The sequence below is a fragment of the Modestobacter sp. URMC 112 genome, assembly GCF_053502575.1.
Window position 1 is genome coordinate 3,440,733 of the sequence record NZ_CP199957.1, and the last position, 24,500, is coordinate 3,465,232.

Sequence of the window (24,500 nt, forward strand, 5' to 3'; positions counted from 1 at the left end):
TGCCCAGCACCTGCTGACCCGCGCGACCGACTCCTCGTCGTCCCCGGCGGCCTGCAGGACGAGCAGACCCTCGCCGACGGCGATCCGGGCGGTGGCCGTGCCGATGCCCGCGGTCGCCGGGGCGCTGACCCCGTCACCGGTGAAGGCGGACTTGCGGCCCAGGTGCGAGACAAGCTGCTTGGCGTAGCGGGCCGGGGCGTCGGTGGCCACGTCGGCCCGGGAACGAAGCGGGACGGCGAGGTCGCGGGCGGGAGCGGGGACGGTCATGGCGGGTCCTGTCGAGGAGGGCTGAGCGGGGGGTGCGGGCGGCGGAGGGGCGGCGGATGCCCGCCCCTCCGCTCTGCGGCGGAGCGGTGGTCAGGCAGGGACGGTGAAGCCGGCGGTCCAGGCGATCTTCTCGGCGGCGGCCAGGGTGATCTGCAGGAAGCCGAGGGCCTCGAGCTCGCGGGCGCGGCGCAGCGAGCCGGCGTCGAGGGCGCGCAGGCCGGCGGCGGTGACGATCCCCGCCAGCAGCGACTTTGCGTCGGCGTCGTCGCCGGCGATCAGCACGGTGGTGGGCTGCTGCCCGCCGACGGTGCCCGAGGCCAGGGTGGCGGCGAAGGTGGTGTTGAACGCCTTGACCACCCGGGCCTGCGGCAGCGCCGCGGCGAGCTCGGCGGCGGCCGAGCCGTCGGCCGGGACGACCAGGGAGTCGAAGGTCTGGAAGTCCACCGGGTTGGTGATGTCGACGACGACCTTGCCGGCCAGCTGCTCACCGCGCTGGGCGACGATGCCGGCGACCGCGGCGTAGGGGACGGCGAGGACGACGACCTCACCGGTGAGCGGCTTGGCGGCGTCGCCCTGGGTGAACAGCTCGACGGTGTTCCCGCTGCGGATGACCGAGCTGGCCCGGCAGACCAACGCCACCCTCCCCCGGCTCTCCCACGTGGTCAGCCGCCTGGGAGACCGCGGCCTGGTCGACCGGTTCCCCTGCCTGGAGGACCGGCGGGCCACCAACGCCCGACTCGGCGAGGCGGGCTGGGCGAAGCTGCAGGACGCCACACCCGGCCACGTCGCCACCGTCCGCCGGCACGTGATCGACGCACTGACCGACGAGCAGGTCGACCAGCTCGCCGACATCGGCCAGGCCGTCCTCGCCCGACTCGACCCCACCGGGTCGATGGCGGCCACGTACACGCGCTACGACACCGCGCCCGGGCCCGCGCCGGCGGGGCCGACGCACGAGGGGTGAGCCCCGTTTCCCGCTACGAGCGGTGAGCGGCCGCGGACGAGGTCAAGACGCCACGCCGGACCCCCGGCACTTCTTGACATGTTTCTGCTGGGTTTCTCGGCTCTCCTGCGCTCTTGCGGCCATGGTCACGGCCGATGTGTCGGCGGATTCTGACGCCACCGACAAGGAGGTCAGTCATGAACCACCAGCAGATCCGCGCCCGGGTCCTCGTCCTGTTCCTCGCCGTCATCGCCGCGCTGGGGGTCACCGCCGCCGCTCCGGCGGGTGCCAGTCCGTCCTGCAGCACCGGCTGGGGTTCGCTGCCGAAGGTCGGCTCCGGCCCCGGCTGGGGTCCCAGCGACGAGTGGGTCGACGACGTCCGCGCCGGTCGCCACGCCTGCTTCGACCGGCTGGTCGTCGACCTCGGCTGGGCGACGGGCTTCGACGCCTACGACGTCCGTTACGTGTCCTCGGTGACCGAGGACGGCTCGGGCCGGACCGTGCCGCTCCGCGGGGGCGCCGACCTGCAGGTCACCGTCCCGTCGATGCCCTACGACTCGCGCGGCCGGGTCCAGTACGCGCCGGCGGACCGGTCGGACCTGGTCGACGTCTCCGGGTTCTCGACCTTCCGGCAGGTGGCCTGGGCCGGCGCCTTCGAGGGCGAGACCACCCTCGGGCTGGGCACCCGCGCCCGGCTGCCGTTCCGGGTCACCGTCCTCTCCGGGCCGGCGTTCGGGCAGCAGCGCCTGGTGGTCGACGTCGCGCACCGCTGGTAGTCCCCCGCGGTGTCCCCGGCGCCCGCCGGGGACACCGCGCCGCGGCCGCCCCGGAGGACGGCCGCGGCACACAGAGATCACTCGGCCGCTCGGGACACGAGCGGCCTGGACATGGAGGAGAAGTGCCATGCGCGCGACCTCGCGCCCACTCGTGCAGCCTGGGAGGACCCAGGGACCTGCCACCCGCCGTTCGCCGATCGGCACGCGGGGATCCACTCTCGCGTCGTCGGTGCTCGCCGCCGTCCTGCTCGCCGGCTGCACGGGCGAGGCGGCCGGTACCGCCGTCGTGAGCACCGGCAGCCCCGCCAGCAGCTCGGTCGAGGCCTCCTCGACCACGCCGCCGGCGGCGGCCGACCCGACCACCGGCGGCGCCGACGACGGCACGACCGGCGAGGCCACGGCCGACGACGGCGGCTCGGACGACGGCCGCTCGGACAGTGGGTCCCCGGTCCCCGAGGGCCCGGGCAGCCCGCCCCCCGGCGGCGGCGGACCGGGTGACGAGATCCCGGACGGCGGGACCGAGGGGCTGCCCGGGTGGCCGATCGAGTCGGTGCCGGTGCACGGCGCCGACTACTGGGCCGCCTACCTGGCCGTCGGCGAGCCGGGCGACCCCGCGCTCCAGCGGGTGCTGTCCGACGTCCAGCAGCTGTGGCCGGGCGCCATGATCGGCGAACTGGGCTGCGACGAGGGAGCGGCGGAAGCGCTGGGACGCGACTCGACCGACCATGCCGTGGCCGTCTACTTCGCCACCGAGGAGCACCTCACCGAGTTCCGCCGGCGCTGGGACTCCCCCTGGGTCGCGTCGGTCCGGGTGGTCACCTTCTGCGGCGACTGAGGAACGCGGTCAGATCGCGCTGCAGAGGCGGTAGGCGTCGAGCACCGCGGCGTGGATGTTGCGGCTGCTCACCGCATCACCCACGCGGTAGAGGCGGAACCGGCCGTCCTCGTTGTAGACCGGCGACTGGGGCGACAGCGCCAGGAGCTCCCGGGTGTCGATCTCGCCGCCGTTGACCGACGCGTTCACCAGTGCGTCGTACAGGTCGGTCACCGGCAGCGTCCCGTGCTCGATCACGACGGTGTCGACGCACCGCTCGATCGACCGCCGGGCACCGTCGACGGCGAAGGTCGCCCGGAGCCGTCCGTCGGACCGTTCGACCCGGACCAGGCGGTGGGCAGGGGTCACCGTCACGTCGTGCTCGGCGAACATCTGCAGGTAGCCGGCCATCGTGAGCCCACCGACGTCGGGTGAGACGGTCCGCTCCGGGGTGACCAGTTCGACCGAGGCCGCGGACGGCGCCACGACCTCGATGGCGTCGAGCGCCTGGTGCCCTCCGTGGTCGTCGTACACCAGCACGTCCCCGGTGGGCCGGACCGCTCCGGACAGGACGTCCCACGAGTCGACGGCGAGGGAGCTGCCCTCGGCGACCTCGACGTCGGGCAGGCCACCGGTCGCGAGCACGACGACGTCGAAGTCCCCGCCGGCGAGCTCGCCCGGTTCCGCGAGGTGGTTGAGCTCGAGGTGCACCTCGAGCCGCTTGCACTCCTCGATCCGCCAGTCGACGATCCCGACCAGGTCCCGTCGTCGCGGGGACTTCGCCGCGAGGGCGATCTGGCCCCCCAGGCTCGGGTTGGCCTCGAAGAGGACGACCACGTGTCCCCGCTCGGCGAGTGTCCGAGCGGCCTCCAGTCCCGCGGGCCCGCCGCCGACGACGGCGGCCCGCTTCTGCTCGGCCGCGCGGCGGACCGTGTGCGGGAGGCGCAGCTCCCGGCCGGTCGAGGGGTTGTGGGCGCAGTAGGCCGACCCGGAGCTGTAGATGCCGTCGATGCACATGTTGGCGCCGACGCACGGCCGGATCCGGTCGGTCTGGCGGGCGGCGACCTTGTTCGGCAGGTGGGGGTCGGCGATCAGCGCCCGGGTCATCCCGACCAGGTCGACGAGCCCCTCGGTGACGGCGTACCGCGCCGTCGCCACGTCCCCGATCTTGGCCGCGTGCATGACCGGGACGTCGACGTTCTCCCTCACCCAGCCGGTGAACGCCAGGTGCGGCGCCGTGGGCGTGCCCATCGGCGGGATCATCCGGGCCAGCTCGGCGTCGGTGTCGATGAACCCCTTGATCACGCTGAAGAAGTCGATGCCCGCGTCGGTCAGTGCGTGCGCGATCCGCAGCGCCTCGTCGGTGTGCAGCCCGTCGCTGCGGCCCTCGTCGAAGGTCATCCGGACGCCGACGACGAAGTCCTCGCCCACGGCGGCGCGGATGGCGGCCACGACCTGGAGCGGGAAGCGCATGCGGTTCTCGAACGACCCGCCGTACTCGTCCTCGCGGCGGTTCCGGGCGGGGGTCCAGAAGGCGTCGAGCAGGTGCCCGTAGGCCATGAGCTCGATGCCGTCCAGTCCCCCCTCCTGGCAGCGCACCGCCGCGTCGGCGAAGTCGCGGACGATGCGGTCGAGGTCCCATCGCTCCGCCGGCCGCGTGAACGCCCGGTGCGCCGACTCGCGCAGTGCACTGACCGACAGGGCCGGCAGCCAGTCGTCGGTGTAGTTGCTCGTCCGGTGGCCGAGGTGGGTCAGCTGGGTCATGACGGCCGCGCCGTGCTCGTGGACGTCGTCCGCGAGGCGACGCAGCAGCGGCACCGCCTCGTCCTTGAACAGTTGCAGGTTGCCGAACGCCGGCGCGCTCTCCGGGCTGACGATGGCGCTGCCGCCGATCATGGTGAGCCCGACCCCGCCCCTCGCCTTCTCGACGTGGTACGCCCGGTACCGGTCCCCCGGCAGCCCGTCCTCGCTGTACGCGGGCTCGTGGGAGGTGCTCACGATCCGGTTGCGCAGGGTGACGTCCTTCAGGGTGAAGGGGCTCAGCAGGGGGTCTGCGGACTGCACGGGTGCCTCCAGGAGCAGCGGCGGCTGACGTCGTCCCGGGCCGGCAGCCCGCTCGCGACGGACGAAGCGTGCAGCGGCGTGCGCCGGGTGCGGAAGTCCTGCGCCCGTACTCGTACCGTTGGCGAGTCGATGAGTCGGACCCTGCACTCCGCGTCGAGGAGCCCCGTGCGCGATCCGCAGCTGAAGGCCCTGTCGCGACACGACGACGAGGCGGTGCGTCTACGCGCCCGACTGGTGCAGGACGTCCTGTCGATCGGGCCCACGGGTGCCGCCCGGGTGCACGGCGTCACCAGGCAGACCGCCGCGAAGTGGGCCCAGCGGTACCGGGCCGGCGGGACCGCCGAGCTGAGCCGGCCCGCCGACCGGCGGCGGACCGCGCACGAGCTCCGGCGCGCCGTCCTGACCGCGCCGCTGTGGATGCCGACGCCCAAGTGGTCCAGCCGCTCCATCGCCGAGGCCCTGGGTGTGAGCCAGTCCTTCGTGGCCCGCGCCTGGGAGGACGTCCGGTCGGCCACCGCGGCGCGCGACGACCTGACCGCGGCGACGGCCGGGCGGCGACCGGTGGTCCTCGGCCTCCTGGTGACGGGGCAGTGCGCCGTCCTGGCCCTCGAGCTCACGCCCGGTCCCCGACCGGAGGCCGCTGCACCACCCGCACGCGTCGGCCCGGCGGTGCAGCGGGCACTGCGCACGATCGGAGCGTCCGAGCTGGTCCGCGCCGAGGTGCCGCCGGCCCCCGCCGCCGAGGTGGGGTCGTTCTGGGACGAGGTGCTGGACGCCGCCGGCCCGGACGCGACCCTGCTGGCGGTCACGTCCGGTGCGACGACCGTGCCGGCCGCGGTGCCGGTACGGGTGGTGTGCCGGGACGCCGGGGAGTGGCTGTCCCTCCTCCCGCCGCTGCTCGACCGGGGACCGCTCATCTCCCCCGCCTCGGCGCTCCAGCTGGAGACCGGGCTGCGCGCGTGGGCCCGGACCCCGCGCCGTCCGTTCCGCTGGGTGCGGCCCACACCCCTGGCGGCAGGCGACCGCGGAGCCGCGGCGCGGTCCGCGGCGCGGCACCTCGGTCCCCAGCGCGCTCTCGCCGACGAGGTCGTGGTGACCATCCGGCAGGGGGTCGCGGAGGGCCGGCTCGCCGCCGGTGACCGCGTCACCGAGCGGTACCTCGCCGGCCGGCTTCGGACGACACGGGCCCAGGTCAGGACGGCGATGCGGCTCCTGGAGCGGGACGGCCTGCTCACCATCACGACGGGGCACGCGGCGGTGGTCCCCGTCCTGACGACGAACGACGTCGTCGAGACGTACGCCGCCCGGCGCGCGCTGGGGACCCTCGTGATCCGGGCCGCCGTCCGCTGGTCCCCGCAGGAGCGGCAGTCGGTCGCCGACGCGCTGGACGCACTGGAGCGGTGCGCCGCGACCGGCGACGTGCACCGGACCGGCGAGGCGGACATCGCGTTCCAGAACGCCCTCGCCGAGGCCTCGGGCCTGGTGCGCATCGCGCCCATGCTGCAGGTCCTGGCCGACCACCTGCGCATGTTCATCGCGGTGATGGGACTGGACTACGCCTACCCGATCGGAGCCATGCTGCGTGACGACCGCGCCATCTTCGAGGCCGTCGACGCCGGGGACGGCGAGGTCGCGGCGGAGCGGTGGCGGGTCAAGATCGACGACGCGGCCGCGTACATGCTGGGACAGCTGGCTGCCACGAGGTCACGACCGACCGGGAGGATGCTGAACGACCGAACCGACCGTTGACAGTGGTCCGGGTCACACTGTTTCGTATGGCGCGACTGAAGCGCTCTGCGGAACGGAAGGTGTCTCATGAGCTCCGACGACCGCCAGGACCAGATGCGCCCCCGAGCCACCGACGGTGACCGGACGGTGGAGGAGGTCCTCGTCACCGAACGCTTCGTCCACGCCGCGCCCGACGACGACCGGACGCACCCGCGGGCCGCCGACGTGGAGGAGGTCCTCGTCACCGAACGCTTCGTCCACGCCGCGCCCGACGACGACCGGACGCACCCGCGGGCCGCCGACGTGGACCAGCCGGTCGACAAGACGGTCTTCGTCGCGGGTCTCGGCCTGACCCTGGCGTTCGTGCTGTGGGGGGTCCTCTCGCCGACCTCGCTGGCCACCGTGGCCACCACGGTCCTGAGCAAGATGATCGACGCCACCGGATGGGTCTACGTGCTGGTGACGGCCGGCTTCGTCGCGCTGATGCTGCTGCTCGCGTTCTCCCGGTACGGGCGCATCCGGTTGGGCCGGGACGACGAGCGGCCGGAGTTCAGCACCGTCTCCTGGATCTCGATGATGTTCGCCACCGGGATGGGCATCGGGCTCATCTTCTGGGGCGTGGCCGAGCCGCTGTCGCACCTGCTCACCGCGCCGATGGGGCTGGCCGAGGACGGGACGGCGGAGGCCGGCCAGATCGGCATGGAGTACACGATCTTCCACTGGGGGCTGCACCCGTGGGCGCTGTACGGCGTCGTCGGGCTCGCCCTCGCCTACGCGACGTTCCGCAAGGGCCTGCCCAACCTGCTCAGCTCGATCGTCTTCCCCCGCAAGGACCCATCGCACCCCGCCCGCCGGGCGGTCGACGTCTTCGGCCTGTTCATCACCACCTTCGGGGCAGCGACCTCCCTGGGGCTGGGTGCCCTGCAGATCAACAGCGGGCTGACGCGGGTCTTCGACGCCCCGAAGAGCAACGTCGTCGCCATCGTGGTGATCGTCGTGCTGACCGCCCTGTTCGTCATCTCCGCGGTCAGCGGGACCGAGCGGGGCGTCAAGTGGATGGCGAACATCAACGCCGGGCTGGCCGTCGGGGTGCTGGTCTTCGTGTTCGTCTTCGGACCCACGATCTTCCTGATGAACACCTTCGTCGAGTCCTTCGGCGGCTACCTGGCCCAGTTCGTGCCCATGTCGTTCCGCACCGGCGCCTCGGGTGGTCGCGAGTGGCTGGCCGGCTGGACGATCTTCTACTGGGCGTGGTGGATGTCGTGGGCGCCGTTCGTGGGGACGTTCATGGCCCGGATCTCGCGGGGGCGGACCATCCGGGAGTTCGTGATCTGCGTGCTGATCGTCCCGACGCTCGTCAGCACCATCTGGTTCGTGGTCATGGGCGGGACCGCCATCCGCTTCCAGCTGACCGGGGTCACGGACATGGCCGCGTCGCTGGGCACCGGCGTGGAGAACACCCTGTTCGCGATGCTCGACGCGATGCCGTTCTCGACCATCACCGCGGTGCTCGTCGTCGTCCTGATCATGTTGTTCTACGTCGCCGGGGCCGACGCGGCCTCTCTGGTGCTGGGGATGCTCTCCCAGGGCGGCTCGCTCCACCCCCGCACCTGGCTGGTGGTCACGTGGGGGTCGATGATCGGCGCGGTCGCGATCGCGCTGCTGCTCGCCGGCGGCCTGGACGCCATCCAGACCACGGTCATCGTGTTCGGCGTCCCCTTCCTGGTGGTCATGCTCGGTGTCTGCTACAGCCTGGTGAAGCAGCTGCGGGACGAGCCGGTGGTCACCACGGTCCCGCCCGGCGTGCGCACGGTCATCGCGGAGATGCGACCGGCCGCGCCGGACCACCGGCCGGACGCGGCCCAACAGCCGACGCCGGCCGACCCCGGCAACGAGGTGGCCGCCCAGACCCGCGAACCGACGGCGTCACCGGCACGGCGCTGACGCCCGGGGCCCCACGCCCCGCCGCGCAGCACCGCTCGTGACCGACCGCGGCACGTCCTCCCACCGGCCACCAGACCCCGGTACGACGTGCCGCGGTCGGTCGCGCCGGACCGCACCCGGTCGGTGCGCGCCTGTGACCCGGCCATCACCCACCCGCACCGGGAACTCCGGCCGGGCATGACCGGGGACGAGGCATGGGCGCTGCTCACCGGAAGCGAGGTCATGGGGGGACGAGGGAGTCGAGCTGGAGCAGGTCCTCGTCACGGACGGCGGCGTGGAGTTGCTCAGCCACGCCCCGCAGGACGAGCACCTGTCCGGCCGCTGACCCGTCCCGTCGTCCTTGACCGGCCTGAGGACGGCGTGATACCACTCACCAGGTGAACAGGCCCAACCACTGGGTGGTCACCCTCCAGTCGGGGGACGCATCATGACCGTGCAGCTCGAACGCACCACCGGACCCGACCTGGTCGACCTGGTGGCGCGCCGGGTCCCCGGGTACAGCCTGGAGGCGCCCTTCTACACGAGCCCGGAGGTCTTCGACCTCGACGTGCGGGCGGTCTTCGCCGAGCACTGGCTCTTCGTGGCCGCCGAGGCCGAGCTCCCGGAGCCGGGCGACTTCGTCACCGTCGAGGTGGGCAGCTGGTCGGTGATCGTCCTGCGGGACGACGACGAGGAGGTGCGCGCGTTCCACAACGTGTGCCGGCACCGGGGATCGCGGCTGCTCGACGCGGACCGGGGCAGCGTGGGGAACCTCGTCTGCCCGTACCACCGCTGGACCTACGGCGTCGACGGCCGCCTGATGCACGCCGACAACCAGCCGGCCGCGTTCGACCGCAGCCGCTTCGGCCTCCGGCCGGTGCACGTGCGCAGCATCGGCGGCCTGGTGTTCCTGTGCCTCGCGGACGACCCACCGGACGACGTCGACGAGGTCGCCGCCCGCATCGAGCCGTTCCTGGCCCCCTACGGGCTGCGTTCGACGAAGGTCGCCCACCACGACGACATCGTCGAGACCGGCAACTGGAAGCTCGTCATGGAGAACAACCGGGAGTGCTACCACTGCGACGGGCACCCCGAGCTGGTCAGCGCCTACTTCCCGCTGTTCGGCTACTCCGCCGAGGACGTCCCGCCGCGCCTGCGGCCCGTCCACCAGCGCTACACCGAGGCCGCCGCCGCCCTCCGGTCGGCGTGCGTTCGGCAGGGCTTCCCTCTCGAGGGCGCCCGGGAACTCGACACCCGGGCCACCGGCTTCCAGCTCTCCCACGCCCCGCTCGACGGGGCCGGCAAGTCGTTCAACGCGAACGGCGAGCCGGTCTGCAGCAGGCTCATGGGGGCCATCACCACGGACCGCTTCGGCGACCTGTCCCTGCACGTGCAGCCGAACGCGTGGTTCCACATGCTGGCCGACCACGCGGTGGTGTTCTCCGTGCTGCCGCTCGCCCCGGCCCGGACCCTGCTGCGGACCACCTGGCTGGTCCACCCGGACGCGGTGGAGGGCGTGGACTACGACGTGGCCACCCTGACCAGGGTCTGGCAGGCGACGAACCGGCAGGACGGGACCCTGGTCGCCCGTGCCCAGAAGGGCGTCGCGGACCCCGCCTACCGGCCGGGCCCGTACTCGACGGTGGAGGGGGACGTCGACGCCTTCGTCACCTGGTACGTCTCCCGGCTGGCCGCCCACCTGTCCCGCTAGGGACGTCGACCGGTCGAGGCCGCAGAACCGCAGAGGTGGGACATGGACGAGACGGACGGCCCGACGAGGCCATCGGCGCTGCCGGGCCCGGGGTCCCGGAGCCGCACGACGACCGGTGACGAGGGCGCGAAGCTGAACCAGTCGGTCAGGAAGGCGATCACCCTGCTCCGCGCGACCGCCGACGACGACCGGGCGAACGTCTCGTCGCTGGCCCGGGCTGCCGGGCTCCCGCGGGCCACGGCCCTCCGGATGATCCAGACGCTGGAACAGGAGGGCTTCCTCCTCCGGGTCGCCGGTGACGAGCGGGTGCTCCTGGGGCCGGAGCTGCTGCGGCTGGCCCGGAACACCGACGAGGGGCTGCTCCTGCTGGAAGCAGCCCGCCCGGTCGTCGGTGAGCTGGTGGCGGCGGTCCGGGAGACCGGGACGCTGAGCGTGGTGGCCGCCGACGGCGGCCTGGACCTGGTGCACCAGGTCGACGCGCCGCACCACCTCCGGCCGGGCTCTTGGGTCGGGCAGCGGTTCCCGCTGCACGCCAGCGCGAGCGGGAAGGTGCTGCTCGCCACGTTCGACGACGAGCAGCTGGAGCGTTTCCTCCGCGAGCCCCTCGTGGGCCTCACCCCCGCCACGACGACGTCGGCCGACGTGCTGCGCGCCGAGCTCGTCCGCGTCCGCGAGCGGGGGCACGCGGTCTCCGCCGACGAGGTGGAGGAGGGCCTGTCCGGCGTCGCGACCGGCATCTCCGGACCGGCGGGCCGGCTCGTCGGCGTGCTCACCGTCAGCGGACCCACCCAGCGACTCGACGGCAGCCGGGCCCGGCTGGCGGCCGACCACCTCGCGCGCGCGGCCGCGCGCATCGAGTCGGCGCTCTCCGGAGGGCGTGCACCCACCGAGGCCCTGCGCCGGGCACGTCGGGAGGCCTGACCATGACCGCTGGTCCCGGAGCCGTCCTGGGCGCCGGCCCACGCCCGCCGTCCGCCACCGGTGGCCACGTCGGGCTGACCGCCCACCCGGCGACGCTCCCGGTGTGGGGGGACACGGACGAGTCCGCGCTGGTGTGCCGGCAGGTCCTCGACATCACCCACGACGTCAGGACGTTCCTCTTCGCGTCCGAGGAGCCCGCGCAGTTCCACTTCGACCCCGGCCAGTTCCTCACCCTGCGCCTGCGGATCGACGGACGCGCGGTCGACCGGTGCTACACGATCTCCACGCCGCCGACGCGGCCCCACCTGGTCGGCATCACGGTCAAGCGGCAGCCCGGGGGGCTGGTCTCCAACTGGCTGCACGACACCGTGGGCCCGGGGCAGCGGATCTCGGCCGCCGGTCCGTTCGGGCTCTTCTCGGCCGCCCGGCATCCGGCGGGCAAGTACCTCTTCCTGTCGGCGGGCAGCGGCATCACCCCGCTGATGTCCATGACGCGCACGCTCTACGACCTCGGCTCGGGCACCGACGTGCTCTTCGTGCACAGTGCGCGGACGCCGTCGGACATCCTGTTCCAGCGCGAGCTCGACGTCATGGCGAGCACGGCCCCGACCATCCGGGTCGCCCACGTCTGCGAGCGGGACTCCCCCCGGGAGCCGTGGGTCGGGCTGCGGGGCCTGCTGAGCGGCGAGGCGCTGCGGGTGCTCGCGCCCGACCTGCACGAGCGCACCGTGTTCTGCTGCGGACCCGCCCCGTACATGGCCGCGGTCCGCCGGTTGCTCGTGGAGGCCGGCTTCGACATGACGCGGTACCACGAGGAGTCCTTCGCGTTCGACGAACTCACCGCGCCGGTGGCTCCCCCACCGGCGGACGCCGACGGCGGGAACGGATCCCGGCCGCCGGGCGCTGCTGCACCGCCCGCCGTCTTCTCGGTGGAGTTCGTCCGGAGCGGACGCACGTTCCCCTGCGGAGCGGACGAGCACGTGCTGGACGCCGCGTACGCGGCGGGGTTGGCCCCGCCCTCGTCGTGCGGTCAGGGCATGTGCGGCACCTGCAAGACGACCCTGCTGTCCGGTGCGGTGGACATGCGGCACCAGGGCGGCATCCGGCCGCGCGAGATCGCCCAGGACAAGCTGCTCATCTGTTGCTCCACGCCGCTGAGCGACCTGCGGATCGACGCCTGACCCGCCGTCCACCCCGGCGCACGGCCGGGCACGGGACGGCTCCCGCGCCGACCCCGGTCAGCCGCGCTTGGGGTGGCCGTTGCGATGCGAGATCTCGTCGGCCGCCGCGAGGACGTGCGCCGCCAGACGGGGGATGGTGTCCCGGTTGACGCGGAAGGTGGGCCCGGAGACGGTGACGGCGGCGACCACACCACCGTGGGCCGAGCGGATCGGGGCGGCGATCCCCGCCAGCCCGATCTCGTGCTCCTCGAGCATGCAGGCGAAGCGCTGTTCCCGGACGAGCCCGAGCTGCTGCCGGAGGAGGCGGGGGTCCACGACGGTGTGCGGGGTGAACCGCTCCAGGCCCTCGGCGAGGACCGCGTCCAGCTGGTCGGGCGGCATGTGCGCCAGGAAGACCTTGCCGGCCGAGGTCGAGTGCATCGGGCTGCGCCGCCCCACCCAGTCGACCGACGTGACCGCTGCGGAGCCGATCACCTGGTCGACGCTGACGACCCGCCGGCCGTCGTGGACGGCCACGTTGACCGTCTCGCCCACTCTCTCGGCGAGCTCCCGGCAGGTCGGCAGCCCGAGCAGGGACGGCTCCCCCGTCGTCGACGCCCCCGCGGCGAGCTGGACCACCCCGTGCCCGAGCTGGTACCTGCCCCGCTCGGCGTTCTGCTCGACCAGGCCCCGCGCGTCCAGGGTCGCGAGCAGGCGGAAGGCCGTCGACTTGTGCAGGCCGAGTTCGCCGGCGATCTCCGTGACGCCGGCCGAGCCCTGTCGCGCCAGGATCTGCAGGATGGAGATCGCCCGGTCCACGGCTCGCACTGAGCCGTCCCGTGGCGCGCGACCGTCTCGCATGGCGGGACAGTAGTGGCCACCGGGGCAGCGGGCCCAGTCATCCGCGACCGGGTCGGTGACCCAGCCGAACCGGGCCGGTGGCCCTTAGGCTCCCGGCATGGCTTCCCACCGCAAGCCACTCGACGAGCTGCGTGAGACCGTCGGTCGCCTGGGCGACCAGCTCCCGCGGCCCGGCCTGCGGGGCATGGACGACCTGGTGGGCGACCTCTTCGGCGGCCGCCCCGGGCCGGCTCGGCCGCTCGCGACGGTGCAGGCGGAGCTCGACGCGCTCGTCGGGCTCGAGACGGTGAAGGAGCAGGTGCGGGCGCTGGTGGCCTTCCTGCAGGTGCAGGCGCGCCGCAAGACGCACGGCCTGCCCGAGGTGGCGACGTCCCAGCACCTGGTGTTCCTCGGGAACCCGGGCACGGGCAAGACCACCGTGGCGCGGCTCCTGGCCGAGATGTACCGGGCGGTCGGCCTGCTCCAGAAGGGCCACCTGGTGGAGGTCGACCGGGCCGCTCTGGTCGGGCAGTACGTCGGTGCGACGGCGCTCAAGACCGACCGCGTGATCCGCCGGGCACTGGACGGCGTCCTGTTCATCGACGAGGCCTACTCGCTGGCCCCCGAGGGAGACGGCCGGCTGGACTTCGGGCCCGAGGCGATCGAGGTCCTGCTCAAGCGTATGGAGGACCATCGCCACCGCCTGGTGGTGATCGTGGCCGGCTACCCCCGGCTGATGGAGGCGTTCCTGCTCTCCAACCCCGGCCTCCGCTCCCGGTTCGCCCGCGAGGTCAGGTTCCCCGACTACTCGACGGACGAGCTCGAAGCGATCTTCGGACTCATCCTGGCCCAGCACGAGTACGCGCTGGAGCCGGGCGCAGGCGCGACGCTCCGCCAGATCCTGGACGGGCTCCGCCGTGGTGAGGAGTCCGGCAACGCGCGCTTCGCCCGCACGCTGTTCGAGCAGGCGCTCAACCGCCAGGCGCTGCGCCTGACGCGCGACGGGGACCGGAGCGTGGACGCGCTGGACCGTGCCGACGTCACCACGCTCACCGCGGACGACGTCGCCGAGGCTGCCCGCACGCTGGGCGAGGAGCCGGCGCGTGCACCCGAGCCCGAGCCCGAGCCCTCCCGATGGCAGCGCTGGCTCGGGTCGCCGACGTCCGAGCCGTACATCGGGCCCCCGCCGTGACCGGACGGGGCGGACGGCGTCGCTCCTGCTGCTTGCGCCATCCGTACCGGGTCACGCCCTTGGGCTCGTAGACCGACAGGGCCAGGACGAGCAGCAGCACGACGAGGCCACCCAGGGAGTGGTGCAGCGAGCCCGGGGGGTCGGCGACGGTCCGTGCCCGCACCAGGCCCCACGGGGTGCCGAGCGCGGTCAGGACGCCGATCGGCGCCGTGGTCAGCGCCCGCGGCACGACCAACACCAGCACCAGCGCCAGGACGACGGCACCGGCCACCTCCACCCACCGCGGCATCCCCGTAGGGGCGGGGCGCTCCGGCTGGGCGAGACCGCGCTGGGCACGGAGGTGGCCGCGATCCTCGTCCGCCGGGTCAGCTCCTCCGAGCCCGCGCTCACCGAACGGGAGGTGCAGCTGCTCGGCCTGCTGGCGGACGGGCTGTCCAACAAGGAGATGGCGCGTCGGCTGCTGGTGAGCGAGGCGACCGTGAAGTCCCACCTCGCGCACGTCTACGTCAAGCTCGGCGTCGGCACCCGGCCCGGAGCCGTCGCGACGGCCATCGAACGGCGGATCATCCGCAGCTGAGCCCGGGCCCGCCGGAGACGACGGACGCCGTGGCGGTCAGCGAGGTGCTCTCGTGGTCGGCGCGTGCGCCGATGACTTCGGTGCAGCTCCGCAGTCGTAGTGCTGGCAGCCGCGTCCAGCGGCCCACCGACGTCGAGGGGGACGAGGGAGCATGCCGACATCCGTGACCATCCCGGACGGCGACCACGCCGGGGACGCAGCACCCGGACGGGCTGTCCACGATGCCTGATCCACGACCCGTCAAGGGACCGGGGAGCGAGCTGCCGTCGCCGACCATCACGCCGGTCCTCGTCGCCGAGTTGCTCGCCGGAGGCGAGTTGATGCCGGTCTACGTGCACGTCATCGAGCACCCCGACGGGCGCGTCCTCGTCGACACCGGCATGACCGAGCTGCACCCGGCGGTGGCCGACATGGACCCGCGCCTGGTCCCACTGAGCGAGCAGGCCGGCTTCGACCTCGCCGGCATCGACGTCGTGGTCAACACGCACCTGCACTTCGACCACTGCGGCGGCAACCACCTCTTCCCCGGCAGGCCGATCCACGTCCAGCGCCGGGAGCTCGACGACGCGCGCAGCCTGGAGGACTACACGATCCGCGAGTGGGTCGACGCGCCCGGCGCGCGGTACGTACCCGTCGACGGCGAGGTCGAGCTGCTGCCGGGGGTCCGGCTCGTCCCGGCGCCGGGCCACACGGCAGGCTCGCAGGTGGTCGTCGTCGAGACGGGCGCGCGTCCGGCCGTCATCGGCGGCGACATGGCGGTCTTCTCCGCCGAGCTCGACGAGCCACGCGACGAGGGCCAGCGGCTCGTGCGCGCGCTCGACCCGGAGCTGGTCTGGCTCGCGCACACCCACGAGCCGTGGCGGCCGCCGGTGAGCCGGCGAGCCTGATCGGAGGCACCGAGTCGGGCCGGTCGCGGAGTGGAGCGGACCGGTCCGGTCAGGGGGCGGCTTCCCCTGCCGCGAACCCGTACCGGCGCGCCCCGTTGTCGACCAGGATCTGCTGCCGGACGACGGGATCGGCCACCCAGCGATCGAGCCGCGACCGCGCCTCGGTGCCGTCCGGAGCCGGCAGCGTCAGACCCACGTGCGGCCAGTCGCTGCCCCACAGCAGGTTCTGCGGGCGCGTCTGCACGAGGGCACGCGCCCGCTCGTCGATGGCTTCTCCGTGGCGCCGCCAGGTGTCGGCGAAGTCGGGGGCGGCGGGGTCGGCGCCGCGAGGCAGCAGCCGTTCCAGCCCCGACATCGTCACCCACACCTGGTCCTCGTCGAGCAGTTCGAGCACCAGTCGCATGGCCGGGTCGTCCAGGCCCACGTCAGAGGGCAGGTAACCCAGGTGGTCGAGGACGACCGGTACCGGGCAGCGGCGGATCGCCTCGCCCAGCCAGCCGACGTGCCGGCGCAGGTCGCTCCAGACCTCGAGGTGCCAACCGAGAGGGGCCACCATCTCGCCCACCTCGACGAGGTCCTCCACCGGGATGCCGCCGGGGAACCCGTCCTGGAGCCGGGTGCCGCGCACCCCGAGGGCGTCCATCTCGGAGAGCTCCTCCGCGGGCGTGCCGACCGGCGCGCAGACCACACCACGCAACCGGTCGGGACGACGCCGGAGTGCGGCCAGCAGGCAGCGGTGGTCCTGACCGTAGGCGCTGGGCTGCACGAGCACGCCCCGGTCACAGCCCACGGCAGCCAGGTGCGCCGCGTGGTCGTCGACGTCGACCTGGGGTGGCCGGTAGGCGGCGCCGCCCACCAGCGGGGTGGCACGGACGGCGTCGTCGACGAAGACGTGGCAGTGGTTGTCGACACCGGTCGCCGCCAGGCTCATCGGAGGCCCCCTCGGAACGCAGGTCCTCGTGTCCCGCACGGGGCAGTCGAGGCTCGGAACTGACGCGGCGACGGTAGCCGCCGCGGGGTCGTCTGCGCGGGGCTCGGGAAGAGCTCGTCGCGGCGTCGGTCAGTGCGTCGGGCGGGGATCCTCGGCCAGCTCGACCTCGAGGCCCTTCGCAGTGCGGTCACCGCCGTCCTGTTCCCGTACCCGGTTGCGCGCGTACCGGTAGACCCCGTCCCAGGAGCCGGCGGGGAAGCGGGCCACCTCCTCCTCGCCGTTGTGGACGGTGAGCACGCCGCCCTGGTCCTGGTAGTGGGTGGCCTGCAGGAACGTGTGGTCGATGTGGTGCTCGTAGCGCAGCAGGACGGTGATCACGGCTGCACTGTGCAGCACCCGGACGCCGACCACCACCGGGTGCCGGGCCCCCACCGTCGTTCCTGCCCGGCGGCCGTCAGGGTCTCGGGTCGACGTGCACCTTGGGACCGGGGCCGGCGCCCTCGGGTCGCTCGCCCGCGAGGACGGCGGCGACCCGGTCGAGCCCGACGGTCGCGGCGACCAGCGGCCGGGGGTCCACCTCGCCGCCGGCGTAGGCGGAGATGGCGGCGTCCAGGCCCGGGGACCCCGAGAGGACCCCGACGGCCGTGACGTCCTTGAGCAGCAGCGTCCGGGTGTCGACGGCGCTCGGCGTGCCCGCGATCCCGATGCACACCATCCGGCCGCCGGGCTCCACCAGCTCCAGCGCCAGAGCCGGCGACCCTGCTGCGGTCGAGGCGTCGACGACGGCGTCGAACGGCAGGTCCGGCAGCGTCTCCCTGCGCCAGGCACCGGCGAAACCGAGCTCCCCGGCGTAGCCGAGCGAGGACTCGGTGACGCCCAGCAGGTGCACCTCGGCTCCGGCTGCGCGGAGGAACATCGCCGTCAGCAGCCCGATCGTCCCGGGGCCGATGACGAGGGCACGGTCGCCGGCCCCGACCTCCGCGGCGGAGGCCGCGCGCCACGCGTTGCCGCCCGGCTCGACCAGCGCGCCGAGCACCGCGTCGACGGCGTCCGGGAGCTCGCGCAGGGACCAGGCGGGGACGGCGAGCCGCTCGGCCAGCGCCCCGTGCCGGCCGCCCCGGATGCCGACCTCCTGGCGGTGCTCGCACACGTGCTGCCGCCCCCGGCGGCAGCGGCGGCAGGTCCGGTCGCCGAGCATCGTGTCGCCCATGACCCGCCGGCCCACCAGGGCGGCGTCGACGGCGTCGCCGACCTGGACGACGCGGCCGCACCACTCGTGACCCGGTCGCAGGGGGTAGGAGGAGTGGCCCGAGTGCAGGTAGGCCAGCTCCCCGGTGAACAGCTCGACGTCGGTCCCGCACACGCCGACGCGCTCGACCTCCACGACGGCCTCACCGGGCGCCGCCACCGGCACGGGCACCTCCCGCACCGAGCCCTCGCCCGGGCCGGTCAGCACGAAGGCCTGCATGGTCGGTCTGGACCTCTGTGTCGGCACGGGTCGAGGATGGCCGCCGTGGCCCTCCGCAGCGCGCAGTGGTACTCCGGCGACGTCCGCAACGCCTACATCCACCGGGCCTGGATGCGCCGCGGCGCCCCGGACGACGCGTTCGGTCGCCCGCAGATCGCCATCGCCAACACCGCCTCGGACCTCGTGCCCTGCAACCGGCACCTGTCCGAGGTGGCCGCCGCGGTGCGCGACGGCGTCCTCGCCGCCGGCGGGACACCGCTGGAGCTGCCGGTGCTGGGCCTCGGCGAGACGCAGGTCCGGCCGACGGCGATGCTCTGGCGCAACCTCGCCGCGATGGAGATGGAGGAGATGTTCCGCGCCAACCCGGTCGACGGGCTGGTGCTGCTCGGCGGGTGCGACAAGACGATCCCGTCGCTGCTCATGGCCGCCGCGTCGGTCGACCTGCCCGCCGTCGTCGTCCCCGGCGGCCCGATGCTGACCGGCACCTTCCGCGGGGTGCCGCTGGGCTGCGGCACCGACGTGTTCCGGCTGTCGGAGGAGGTCCGCGCGGGCACGCTGTCGGCGGCGGAGTTCACCCGGTCGGAGTCGGCGATGATCCGCAGCCGAGGGCACTGCAACACGATGGGCACCGCCTCCACCATGGCGCTGGTCGCCGAGGCGCTGGGCACCGTGGTCCCCGGCGTGGCGGGCACCCCGGCGGCCGACAGCCGGCTGCTGGAGGCCGCCCACGGCACCGGCCGGCTGGCGGTGGAGATGGTCGCCGCCGACCGCCGGCCCTCGACGTTCCTGACCAAGGGGTCCTTCGCCAACGCGATCGTGGCGCTGGCCGCCGTCGGCGGGTCCACCAACGCCGTCGTCCACCTGCTGGCGATCGCCGGGCGGCTCGGGATCGACCTGACCCTCGACGACTTCGACCGGATCGGGTCCGGGGTGCCGGTGCTGGTCGACCTGCTGCCGGCCGGCCGGTTCCTGATGGAGGACCTCCACCGCGCCGGCGGGCTGCTCGCCGTCCTGGCCGAGGTCCGCGACCTGCTCGACCCGACCGCGGGCACCGTCACGGGCAAGCCGCTGGTCGAGCACCTGGACGACGCGTCGATCTGGGACCCGGAGGTCATCCGGCTGCGCCGGGTGCCCCTGGTCGAGCACGGCGGCATCGCCGTCCTGCGGGGCAACCTCGCTCCCAGCGGGGCGGTCGTCAAGCCGGCCGCCGCGTCACCGCACCTGATGCGCCACCGCGGCCGGGCGGTGGTCTTCGACTCCATCGAGGACTTCCACGCCCGCATCGACGACCCCGACCTCGACGTCGACGCCGAGTCGGTGCTGGTGCTGCGCGGCTGCGGGCCCCGCGGCTACCCCGGCATGCCCGAGGTCTCAAACATGCCGCTGCCGAGGAAGCTGCTCGAGCAGGGCGTGCGGGACATGGTGCGGGTCTGCGACGGGCGGATGAGCGGGACCGCCTACGGCACCGTCGTCCTGCACGTGGCACCGGAGGCCGCCGCCGGCGGGCCGCTCGCGCTGGTCCGCACCGGCGACGTGGTCAGCCTCGACGTCGGGGCCCGGCGCATCGACGTGGAGGTGCCGGACGACGAGCTGGCCGCCCGCACGCCCGACCCGGCCACCGTCGCCGGCTTCGCCGCCCCCCGCCGCGGCTGGGAGCGGCTCTACGTCGACCACGTGCTCCAGGCCGACACCGGCGCCGACCTGGACTTCCTCGTCGGCTCGAGCGGGTCGCGGGTCAGCCGCGAGTCACACTGACGAAGGCCCCCGTCCTCCTCATCCCTCGCAAGCTCGGGACGAGCCTCTGGACGGGGCCACGGCCCGGTCAGCGGCCGACGCGGGTGTACGCGGAGGTGCCGAACCGGTCGGCGGTGGCGCGCTTGTAGCCGCTCGGGAAGTCCAGCGACGTGGTGCGGTCCAGCGCGGCGAGCCGCACCTGGGCCGCACCGTCTCCGGCGAACGCGGCGACGCAGTCCTCCGGGGCGACGTTGCCGATCGCCACCAGCGCCCCGGCGGCGCCGATCGCGCCGCTCAGCCCGACCAGCGACGTCGCGCCGGTCCACAGGTCGCCGGCGAAGACGTCGCGCTCGTGCAGCAGGCGGGCCGCGTCGCCCGAGGAGTCCTTGAGCCCGGCGACCGGCAGGTCCGCCAGCACGTCGACCGGGATCCCGGGCGCCGCGGCCCCGGGGAAGTGGTACGCCAGCAGCGGGCCGGCCGCCGACGCGGCCACCCGCTCGTAGTACGGCCGCGGGTCGGCGACCCCGGGCGGTGACAGGGCCAGGACGGCGTCGGCACCCGCACCGAACGCCCGCTCCGTGAGGACGGCGGCCTGCCGGCCCGTCGGCGCCCCGGTGCCGGCGATCACCGGGACGACGGCCGGCAGCGCTGCCCGTACCGCGCCCACCAGCTCGTCGCGTTCCTCCGGCGTGAGCGTCGAGGCCTCCCCCGTCGTCCCCGCCACGAGGACCGCGGTCAGGCCGAGGTCGACCAACCGCGCCGCGAGGTCCCCGGTCGCCTTGGCCTGCAGCGCCCCGTGGTCGTCGAAGAGGGTGACCAGCGCGACGCCGACACCGGTGAAGAGGGCCATGCGGAGCATCCTGCTCCCATCCGAGGCGGTGGGGTCGGGATCCGTCCATGGCACCAGGCCGGGATCCGGCGACCACCGACACCGGAGCTGGGACACGTCGACACCGGCCCGATCAGGGAGCAGCCATGAGCTGCCAGTACCTGATTGAACCGGCCGGCTTCGGGCACCCGGCTCGATGACCTGGAGGACCTGCGGGGTCCCTCGACCGGGCATCAACCCGTCGACCCTGCTGGCGAGTGCAGGGAGTCGTCATGGGAAGCCGAGGCCCGGCGGCGACGGTCGAGCCGTCGACCTGCTCGTGTGCTCCCCCGATAGGACTTGAACCTATAACCCTGCGATTAACAGTCGCATGCTCTGCCAATTGAGCTACGGGGGAACGGCGGGGGTGACCCGCGCGCGACGACAAGGCTACCCCACCCCTGCGGCCGTTCCCGGCCGGGGGCTCTTGGCGGGTCGCGACCGCGCCACGCCGGTACCGTGATCGCTCCGCCCGTCACCACTGGAGGTCCCCGTGGCCAAGTTGTCCTTCCTCGCCGGGTTCGGCGCCGGCTACGTGCTCGGTGCCCGCGCCGGCCGGGAGCGTTACGAGCAGATCCGCCGCACCTGGAACTCCGCCAAGGACGACCCGCGCCTGCAGAGCGTCGCGGGCATGGTGCAGGCCCGCGCCGACGCCGCCGTCGACTCGGCCAAGTCCGCCCTGGGCCAGGAGCCCGCCCCGCGCCTGGGCCAGCAGCCGGGCGCGCACTGACGTCGCCCGATGACCCCGGCCCTCAGCGGCTGGGGTCGTCGGCGGCCAGCGCGGCCGCCAGCCGCTCCCGCGCGGACTCCCGCGCGGCCGGGTCGTCCCGGTCCGCGTCGTCGTCGAACACGACCGTCCACTCCCGCGCAGCCTGACCGGGCACCCGCCGGGCCACCAGCAGCACCGACCCGCCGCCGGGCAGCGGATGGCGCTGACTGGTCACCACCGTGCGGTCGACCCGCGATCGAAGCGTCGCGGGCAGCTCACCGGCCTCGCGCAGCACGTACCGCCGCACGGCCAGCCGCGCCTGCACCCCCGGCTCGACCTCCGCCAGCGGAGTCACGGTGACCGTCCCGCCGTCCCCGGCGGCCGACCACCGCGCCGTCCCGACCTCGTGCCAGGGCAGGACGGCGACGTCGCCGGCGTCGGCGAGGTCCTGGTCGGCCGGCACGTTGCGCAGCCCCGTCGAGGTGGCCACCAGCCAGCCGCCGTCCACCAGCACGCCCCAGGCGAGCACCCGCTCGTCGGCGTCCGGCGAGGCCGCGACGACGGCGCGCACCGGCTCCGGCGCTGGGGTGAAGTGGGCCCGCACCCGGTCCAGGAACGTCACGGCGTCAGCCCTCCGGCCGCCCGCTTGCGCAGGCTGATGGCCAGCTGCTCCAGGTCCATCAGCTTCTTGAAGGCCCGCATGTACTCGTCCTGCGCCTCCACCGGGTTGGTGCGCTGCAGCTTGCCCTTGACCGCGGCGATCTCGCGGACCGTCGCCATCTCGTGCAGCCGGGCCATCAGCGCGTTGACGTAGCCGGCGTCGTTCTCCCCCACCGAGTGCAGGGGCTCGACCGCGAGCGCGGTGAGCATGCCGCGGGCGGTCTCGCTCCCGCAGTGCTCGCGGACCTCCTCCAGCCAGGCCGCGCCGGTCGTGGTCGCCCCGGCCGCTCCCCCGGCGGCAGCGACCGCCGCGGCCACCGCCGCGTAGTCGGCGGAGGTGTAGGCCGAGGCGTCGACGGCGTCGAAGGACGGGCCGGCGATCTCCGGGCACTGCAGCGCGGCCTTCACCGCCTCCCGCTCGACCTCGATCGCCGCGTCGTCGGGCGTGCGCTGCGCGGCCCGCTGCCGCGCCCGGGGCCGCTCCGCGCCCGGGTCCCCGGTCAGCCGGCGGACCCGCTCCACCACCTCCGACTCGTCGGGCAGCCCGAGCAGGCCGGCCAGCCGCCGCGCGTAGGCCGGGCGGAGCGCGTGGTCCTTGACCTGGGCGAGCAGCGGCGCGGTCTTGTCCAGCGCGGCGACCCGGCCCTCCACGGTGTCCAGGTCGTAACCGGCCAGCGTCGTCCGCAGCACGAACTCGATCAGCGGCGTCCGCCGGGCGACCAGGTCCCGGACGGCGGCGTCCCCGTGCGCCTGGCGCAGCTCGCACGGGTCGCGGCCGTCCTGCTCCACCGCGACGAAGGTCTGGGCGACGAAGCGCTGGTCCTCGGCGAAGGTCTTCATCGCCGCGGCCTGCCCCGCCGCGTCGCCGTCGAAGGTGTAGACGACCTCTCCACGGAACTCGTCCTGGTCCATCAGCAGCCGGCGGAGCACGTTGATGTGCTCGGCGCCGAAGGCCGTGCCGCAGGAGGCGACCGCGGTGGTGACCCCGGCGATGTGGCAGGCCATCACGTCGGTGTAGCCCTCGACGACGACGGCCTGGTGCTTGCGGGCGATGTCGCGCTTGGCCCGCTCGACGCCGTAGAGGACGGTGCTCTTCTTGTACAGCGGCGTCTCGGGGGTGTTGAGGTACTTGGGGCCCGGGTCGTCCTCCATCAGCTTGCGCGCGCCGAAGCCGATGACGTCACCGGTGATGTCCCGGATCGGCCAGAGCAGCCGGCGGTGGAAGCGGTCGATGAGACTGCCCCGGGAGGACTCCTTCGCCAGCCCCGCGGTGACCAGCTCCGTCTGGCTGAAGCCCGCGGCGCGCAGGTGCTTGGTGAGGGCGTCCCAGCCGCCGGGGGCGTAACCGCAGTCGAAGTCGACCGCGACCTGCTTGTCGAAGCCGCGCTCGGCCAGGAACGTCCGGGCGGGCGCAGCCTCGGGGGTCATCAGCTGGGCGGCGTAGAACTCGGCGGCGGCGGTGTTCGCGGCCACCAGGCGGGCCCGCTGGCCGACCGCGGCGCGGTCCGGGCCACCGGTGGGGCGCCCGCCGTCGTCCTCGTACTGGAGCTGGACCCCGGCCCGGCCGGCCAGCAGCTCGACGGACTCGGCGAAGGAGAGGTGGTCGATCTTCTGGATGAAGGAGATGACATCACCGCCCTCCCCACAACCAAAACAGTGGTAGAGCCCGCGCGAGGGGGTGACCTGGAAGGACGGTGACTTCTCGTCGTGGAACGGGCACAGGCCCTTGAGGCTCCCGCCGCCGGCCCGCTTGAGCTGCAGGTGCTCACCGACGATGTCGTCGATCTTCGACCGCTCCCGGACCAGCGCGATGTCCGCGGCCCGGATGCGTCCCCGGCCGGCCATCAGGCGGCCGCCGCGGCGCTGCGACGCATCATGACGAACTCCCACCACAGCAGGAACACCTGAGACTCCAGCGGCAGGGACAGGTCGGCGGTGATCGTCGGCTGCGGGCTCCAGCCGCGGGTGCGACCGCTCTCCGCGAGCTGCCGGCCGGCGGCGGAGAACCGGTGGGTGCCCTTCCAGTGCGACGCGGTCGCGACCTCGACCCGGACGCCGTCCAGGTCCATCGACCAGGTGCCCTTCCAGAACGACTCCTGCCGGGCCCGCAGCCGGACGGCGTCCTCGGGCTCGGCCGACCAGCGACCGGTGAGTTCCCGGCCGCGCTTGGAGAAGGCCCACGACCGCGCCCCCAACTCGGCCGTCGCGGCCTCCCGCCAGTTCGACGCCCGCAGGGTGGCGACGACGGCGCCGTCGGCCAGCACCGGCAGCGTGCCCCTCTCCGCGCCGTGCGACCCCGACCTGCCCAGCTCGAGCACCGTCCCTCC

The 24,500-nt window shown here is 74.0% G+C and carries 23 protein-coding genes, 1 tRNA gene and 1 pseudogene; 13 read left to right on the forward strand and 12 right to left on the reverse strand.

Going from position 1 to position 24,500, the window contains the following annotated elements; genetic code table 11:
- Positions 1-24: 24 nt before the first annotated feature.
- Together ACWIX6_RS16235 and ACWIX6_RS16240 are read right to left on the reverse strand one after the other, a co-directional pair.
- Positions 25-267, reverse strand: a pseudogene (locus ACWIX6_RS16235) (DUF2218 domain-containing protein); the annotation flags it as partial.
- Between the two features lie 90 nt (positions 268-357).
- On the reverse strand, positions 358-900 hold the full coding sequence (locus ACWIX6_RS16240; RefSeq protein WP_448613469.1) for an NADPH-dependent F420 reductase: 543 nt from the start codon (positions 898-900) through the stop codon (positions 358-360).
- Here ACWIX6_RS16240 and ACWIX6_RS16245 point away from each other — a divergent pair.
- From ACWIX6_RS16245 to ACWIX6_RS16255, 3 genes are all read left to right on the forward strand, one after another.
- Entirely contained in the window at positions 875-1,231 is a 357-nt protein-coding gene (locus ACWIX6_RS16245) for a MarR family winged helix-turn-helix transcriptional regulator (protein WP_448613470.1), read from the forward strand. The two genes, ACWIX6_RS16240 and ACWIX6_RS16245, sit on opposite strands and share 26 nt — an antisense overlap.
- Positions 1,232-1,407: 176 nt before the next feature.
- Positions 1,408-1,986 carry an AMIN-like domain-containing (lipo)protein gene (locus tag ACWIX6_RS16250; RefSeq protein ID WP_448613471.1) on the forward strand — a complete coding sequence of 193 codons (579 nt, stop codon included), beginning with the start codon at positions 1,408-1,410 and terminating at the stop codon, positions 1,984-1,986.
- A gap of 229 nt (positions 1,987-2,215) precedes the next feature.
- Complete coding sequence (locus ACWIX6_RS16255) at positions 2,216-2,821, forward strand: hypothetical protein (protein ID WP_448613472.1); 606 nt, start codon at positions 2,216-2,218, stop codon at positions 2,819-2,821.
- Positions 2,822-2,830: 9 nt separating this feature from the next.
- Here ACWIX6_RS16255 and ACWIX6_RS16260 read toward each other — a convergent pair whose 3' ends face one another.
- Complete coding sequence (locus ACWIX6_RS16260) at positions 2,831-4,864, reverse strand: oxidoreductase (protein WP_448613473.1); 2,034 nt, start codon at positions 4,862-4,864, stop codon at positions 2,831-2,833.
- Positions 4,865-5,029: 165 nt separating this feature from the next.
- Between ACWIX6_RS16260 and ACWIX6_RS16265 the strand changes: the two genes are divergently transcribed.
- The 5 genes from ACWIX6_RS16265 to ACWIX6_RS16285 all read left to right on the forward strand — a co-directional run bounded on the left by ACWIX6_RS16265 (position 5,030) and on the right by ACWIX6_RS16285 (position 12,328).
- On the forward strand, positions 5,030-6,613 hold the full coding sequence (locus ACWIX6_RS16265; protein WP_448613474.1) for an FCD domain-containing protein: 1,584 nt from the start codon (positions 5,030-5,032) through the stop codon (positions 6,611-6,613).
- Between the two features lie 66 nt (positions 6,614-6,679).
- Positions 6,680-8,536 carry a BCCT family transporter gene (locus tag ACWIX6_RS16270; RefSeq protein ID WP_448613475.1) on the forward strand — a complete coding sequence of 619 codons (1,857 nt, stop codon included), beginning with the start codon at positions 6,680-6,682 and terminating at the stop codon, positions 8,534-8,536.
- A gap of 427 nt (positions 8,537-8,963) precedes the next feature.
- A complete protein-coding gene (locus tag ACWIX6_RS16275) occupies positions 8,964-10,226 on the forward strand; it encodes an aromatic ring-hydroxylating oxygenase subunit alpha (RefSeq protein WP_448613476.1) in 1,263 nt (420 codons plus the stop codon).
- A 42-nt stretch (positions 10,227-10,268) separates the two neighbouring features.
- Complete coding sequence (locus ACWIX6_RS16280) at positions 10,269-11,147, forward strand: IclR family transcriptional regulator (protein ID WP_448613477.1); 879 nt, start codon at positions 10,269-10,271, stop codon at positions 11,145-11,147.
- 2 nt (positions 11,148-11,149) lie between these two features.
- The gene (locus ACWIX6_RS16285; RefSeq protein ID WP_448613478.1) at positions 11,150-12,328 is read left to right on the forward strand and encodes an FAD-binding oxidoreductase; all 1,179 of its coding nucleotides are present in this window, start codon (positions 11,150-11,152) and stop codon (positions 12,326-12,328) included.
- A 57-nt stretch (positions 12,329-12,385) separates the two neighbouring features.
- Here the strand turns inward: ACWIX6_RS16285 and ACWIX6_RS16290 are convergent, their stop codons facing one another.
- The gene (locus ACWIX6_RS16290; RefSeq protein ID WP_448613479.1) at positions 12,386-13,135 is read right to left on the reverse strand and encodes an IclR family transcriptional regulator; all 750 of its coding nucleotides are present in this window, start codon (positions 13,133-13,135) and stop codon (positions 12,386-12,388) included.
- A 130-nt stretch (positions 13,136-13,265) separates the two neighbouring features.
- On the opposite strand from ACWIX6_RS16290, the gene ACWIX6_RS16295 reads away from it, so the two are divergent.
- The 3 genes from ACWIX6_RS16295 (at position 13,266) to ACWIX6_RS16305 (ending at position 15,803) form a co-directional block, all read left to right on the forward strand.
- The gene (locus ACWIX6_RS16295; protein WP_448613480.1) at positions 13,266-14,339 is read left to right on the forward strand and encodes an AAA family ATPase; all 1,074 of its coding nucleotides are present in this window, start codon (positions 13,266-13,268) and stop codon (positions 14,337-14,339) included.
- A gap of 340 nt (positions 14,340-14,679) precedes the next feature.
- Positions 14,680-14,916, forward strand: coding sequence for a response regulator transcription factor (locus ACWIX6_RS16300; RefSeq protein WP_448613481.1), 237 nt, complete (start codon positions 14,680-14,682; stop codon positions 14,914-14,916).
- Positions 14,917-15,137: 221 nt separating this feature from the next.
- Complete coding sequence (locus tag ACWIX6_RS16305) at positions 15,138-15,803, forward strand: N-acyl homoserine lactonase family protein (protein ID WP_448613482.1); 666 nt, start codon at positions 15,138-15,140, stop codon at positions 15,801-15,803.
- A 49-nt stretch (positions 15,804-15,852) separates the two neighbouring features.
- On the opposite strand, the gene ACWIX6_RS16310 is transcribed toward ACWIX6_RS16305, so the two are convergent.
- From ACWIX6_RS16310 to ACWIX6_RS16320, 3 genes are all read right to left on the reverse strand, one after another.
- Positions 15,853-16,734, reverse strand: coding sequence for an amidohydrolase family protein (locus ACWIX6_RS16310; RefSeq protein WP_448613483.1), 882 nt, complete (start codon positions 16,732-16,734; stop codon positions 15,853-15,855).
- Positions 16,735-16,863: 129 nt separating this feature from the next.
- Positions 16,864-17,166, reverse strand: a complete 303-nt coding sequence (locus tag ACWIX6_RS16315; protein WP_448613484.1) for a hypothetical protein — start codon at positions 17,164-17,166, stop codon at positions 16,864-16,866.
- Positions 17,167-17,188: 22 nt separating this feature from the next.
- Positions 17,189-18,229 carry a zinc-dependent alcohol dehydrogenase gene (locus ACWIX6_RS16320; protein ID WP_448613485.1) on the reverse strand — a complete coding sequence of 347 codons (1,041 nt, stop codon included), beginning with the start codon at positions 18,227-18,229 and terminating at the stop codon, positions 17,189-17,191.
- A gap of 9 nt (positions 18,230-18,238) precedes the next feature.
- Here ACWIX6_RS16320 and ACWIX6_RS16325 point away from each other — a divergent pair, with 9 nt between their 5' ends.
- Entirely contained in the window at positions 18,239-19,957 is a 1,719-nt protein-coding gene (locus tag ACWIX6_RS16325; protein WP_448613486.1) for an IlvD/Edd family dehydratase, read from the forward strand.
- 67 nt (positions 19,958-20,024) lie between these two features.
- Here the strand turns inward: ACWIX6_RS16325 and ACWIX6_RS16330 are convergent, their stop codons facing one another.
- Both ACWIX6_RS16330 and ACWIX6_RS16335 read right to left on the reverse strand, forming a co-directional pair.
- Complete coding sequence (locus ACWIX6_RS16330) at positions 20,025-20,786, reverse strand: dihydrodipicolinate synthase family protein (RefSeq protein ID WP_448613487.1); 762 nt, start codon at positions 20,784-20,786, stop codon at positions 20,025-20,027.
- 303 nt (positions 20,787-21,089) lie between these two features.
- A tRNA-Asn gene (locus tag ACWIX6_RS16335) sits at positions 21,090-21,162 on the reverse strand.
- Positions 21,163-21,297: 135 nt separating this feature from the next.
- Between ACWIX6_RS16335 and ACWIX6_RS16340 the strand changes: the two genes are divergently transcribed.
- Positions 21,298-21,534 (forward strand): hypothetical protein, encoded by a 237-nt coding sequence (locus ACWIX6_RS16340; protein WP_448613488.1) that lies wholly within the window; start codon positions 21,298-21,300, stop codon positions 21,532-21,534.
- Between the two features lie 22 nt (positions 21,535-21,556).
- Here ACWIX6_RS16340 and ACWIX6_RS16345 read toward each other — a convergent pair whose 3' ends face one another.
- From ACWIX6_RS16345 to ACWIX6_RS16355, 3 genes are read right to left on the reverse strand one after another with little or no spacing between them, the layout of a single operon-like run.
- Positions 21,557-22,135 (reverse strand): hypothetical protein, encoded by a 579-nt coding sequence (locus ACWIX6_RS16345; RefSeq protein ID WP_448613489.1) that lies wholly within the window; start codon positions 22,133-22,135, stop codon positions 21,557-21,559.
- Complete coding sequence (gene dnaG, locus ACWIX6_RS16350) at positions 22,132-24,018, reverse strand: DNA primase (RefSeq protein WP_448613490.1); 1,887 nt, start codon at positions 24,016-24,018, stop codon at positions 22,132-22,134. The genes ACWIX6_RS16345 and dnaG overlap by 4 nt, the downstream gene beginning before the upstream one ends.
- A complete protein-coding gene (locus tag ACWIX6_RS16355) occupies positions 24,018-24,491 on the reverse strand; it encodes a hypothetical protein (RefSeq protein ID WP_448613491.1) in 474 nt (157 codons plus the stop codon). The genes dnaG and ACWIX6_RS16355 overlap by 1 nt, the downstream gene beginning before the upstream one ends.
- Between the last annotated feature and the right edge of the window lie 9 nt (positions 24,492-24,500).

Bases quoted from the DNA above. Each gene is read 5' to 3' on its own strand.
- ACWIX6_RS16245 (WP_448613470.1), top strand. From the start codon at position 875: ATGACCGAGCTGGCCCGGCAGACCAACGCCACCCTCCCCCGGCTCTCC.
- ACWIX6_RS16250 (WP_448613471.1), top strand. From the start codon at position 1,408: ATGAACCACCAGCAGATCCGCGCCCGGGTCCTCGTCCTGTTCCTCGCC.
- ACWIX6_RS16270 (WP_448613475.1), top strand. From the start codon at position 6,680: ATGAGCTCCGACGACCGCCAGGACCAGATGCGCCCCCGAGCCACCGAC.
- ACWIX6_RS16275 (WP_448613476.1), top strand. From the start codon at position 8,964: ATGACCGTGCAGCTCGAACGCACCACCGGACCCGACCTGGTCGACCTG.
- ACWIX6_RS16280 (WP_448613477.1), top strand. From the start codon at position 10,269: ATGGACGAGACGGACGGCCCGACGAGGCCATCGGCGCTGCCGGGCCCG.
- ACWIX6_RS16285 (WP_448613478.1), top strand. From the start codon at position 11,150: ATGACCGCTGGTCCCGGAGCCGTCCTGGGCGCCGGCCCACGCCCGCCG.
- ACWIX6_RS16295 (WP_448613480.1), top strand. From the start codon at position 13,266: ATGGCTTCCCACCGCAAGCCACTCGACGAGCTGCGTGAGACCGTCGGT.
- ACWIX6_RS16305 (WP_448613482.1), top strand. From the start codon at position 15,138: ATGCCTGATCCACGACCCGTCAAGGGACCGGGGAGCGAGCTGCCGTCG.
- ACWIX6_RS16310 (WP_448613483.1), bottom strand. From the start codon at position 16,734: ATGAGCCTGGCGGCGACCGGTGTCGACAACCACTGCCACGTCTTCGTC.
- ACWIX6_RS16325 (WP_448613486.1), top strand. From the start codon at position 18,239: ATGGCCGCCGTGGCCCTCCGCAGCGCGCAGTGGTACTCCGGCGACGTC.
- ACWIX6_RS16330 (WP_448613487.1), bottom strand. From the start codon at position 20,786: ATGGCCCTCTTCACCGGTGTCGGCGTCGCGCTGGTCACCCTCTTCGAC.
- dnaG (WP_448613490.1), bottom strand. From the start codon at position 24,018: ATGGCCGGCCGGGGACGCATCCGGGCCGCGGACATCGCGCTGGTCCGG.